At 67.0% G+C, this 1,601-nt stretch carries 2 protein-coding genes; both read left to right on the top strand.

The features are described 5' to 3' along the window. Nucleotides 1-78 precede the first annotated feature (78 nt). Nucleotides 79-534, top strand: a complete 456-nt coding sequence (locus G6024_RS16065) for a transposase (protein ID WP_095719468.1) — start codon at nt 79-81, stop codon at nt 532-534. Further along, nucleotides 531-1,586 carry an IS3 family transposase gene (locus G6024_RS16060; protein WP_083249486.1) on the top strand — a complete coding sequence of 352 codons (1,056 nt, stop codon included), beginning with the start codon at nt 531-533 and terminating at the stop codon, nt 1,584-1,586. Before G6024_RS16065 ends, G6024_RS16060 begins: the two co-directional genes overlap by 4 nt. Nucleotides 1,587-1,601 lie beyond the last annotated feature (15 nt).

Below are 1,601 nucleotides of genomic sequence, written 5' to 3'. Positions count from 1 at the left end.
CCCTATCCGCCAGACTGAGGTGAGACACCCGGGCTGGCTGGTTGAGAGGCTGGGGCGTGAGGAGAAGGAGAACCCAGCATGACTATCACTGCAACTACTGACGCGGCCCTGGAGGCCTCGCAGCCGACGCCGACGACCTCGACGCAGGAGACGGTTCAGGCCCCGCGGACCGGGCGGCCGGCCCGGCGGACGTTCACGGCCGAGTACAAGCGGCGCATCGTCGCCGAGTACGAGCAGGCCCCGTCCGGGCAGAAGGGCCGCGTGCTGCGCCGAGAGGGCCTCTACGATTCCAGCGTCAAGCAGTGGCGGGCCCAGATCGAAGCGGGAACACTGGGCACCGTGTCCAAGAGAAGGCCCCGGGCTGGCCAGTCGCCGGAGCAGGCGCGCATCGCTGAGCTGGAAAAGCAGATCAGCAAACTCGAGTCAGACGCCGCCCGGAAGGACAAGGTCATCGCCGATCGTGACGCCGCGTTGGAGGTCATGGGAAAAGGTGTCGCGTTCTTGGAAGCGCTCTCCAAGAAAAACAAGGGGTGACCAGGGCCGCCTGGCGCACCTGGCAGGCCGAAACCGCGCAGCTGCTGACCGCGCTGCTGGGTGTGGTGCGGTCCTGCGCCCTGGTCGGTAGGTCGCGGGCGACCCATCATCGCCAGGCCAATCCGAAACCGCGCCAGTATGGGCCGCACCCCAAGGCCCGCCATCCTGCCGAGCTCACCGCCGCCGAGCGCACCGCGATACTGGAAGTGCTCACCAGCGAGGCCTACGCCGATCTGTCCGTGGCCCAGGTGTGGGCCCGCGAACTCGACGCCGGCCGGTATCACTGCTCGCAGCGCACGATGCACCGGATCCTGGCGGCCGAGGCGATGAACGGCGAGCGTCGTCGGCAGGCAACCCATCCACCACGGGCGATTCCCGAACTGGTCGCAACCTCAGCAAATGATGTGTGGTCGTGGGACATCACGAAAATGCGGGGCCCGGCCAAGGGCATCTGGTACCACGCCTACGTCGTCATCGACATCTACTCCCGCTACGTCGTGGGCTGGCGCATCGAGACCGTCGAAGACGGCGAACTGGCCGCCGACCTGGTCGCCGCCGCCATCGCCGAGCAAGGCCAGGCACCGGGGTATCTCCACGCCGACGGGGGCGCGGCGATGACCTCGAAGCCGTTGGCCTCACTCCTGTGCGATCTGGATGTAACCCGGTCGCACAATCGGCCGCGGACCAGCAACGACAACCCGTACAGCGAGTCGCAGTTCAAGACCATGAAGTACACGCCGAACTACCCCGAGCGGTTCGCCAGCATCGGTGCCGCCCGGGCATGGATGAACCGATTCATCCACTGGTACAACCACCAGCACCGGCACAGCGGGATCGGACTGCACACCCCGGCCAGCGTCCACGACGGCACCGCCGAGACCATCCGCGACAGGCGCCAGCTCGTGCTCGACGCCGCCTACGCCAAACACCCCGAACGGTTCACCCGACGACCGCGCCCACCCCGACTGCCGGAAAAGGCGACCATCAACGACCCCGACGCCCGATCACCCGAAACTAGCCAAGCCCAACCGAGCACCTCACGTCTCATTTGATTTGACACGCTCCGG

This window comes from Dietzia maris, assembly GCF_014144855.1.
Lineage (GTDB): Bacteria > Actinomycetota > Actinomycetes > Mycobacteriales > Mycobacteriaceae > Dietzia > Dietzia kunjamensis.
This window is presented reverse-complemented; position numbering and strand designations above follow the sequence as displayed.

Bases quoted from the DNA above. Each gene is read 5' to 3' on its own strand.
- G6024_RS16065 (WP_095719468.1), top strand. From the start codon at position 79: ATGACTATCACTGCAACTACTGACGCGGCCCTGGAGGCCTCGCAGCCG.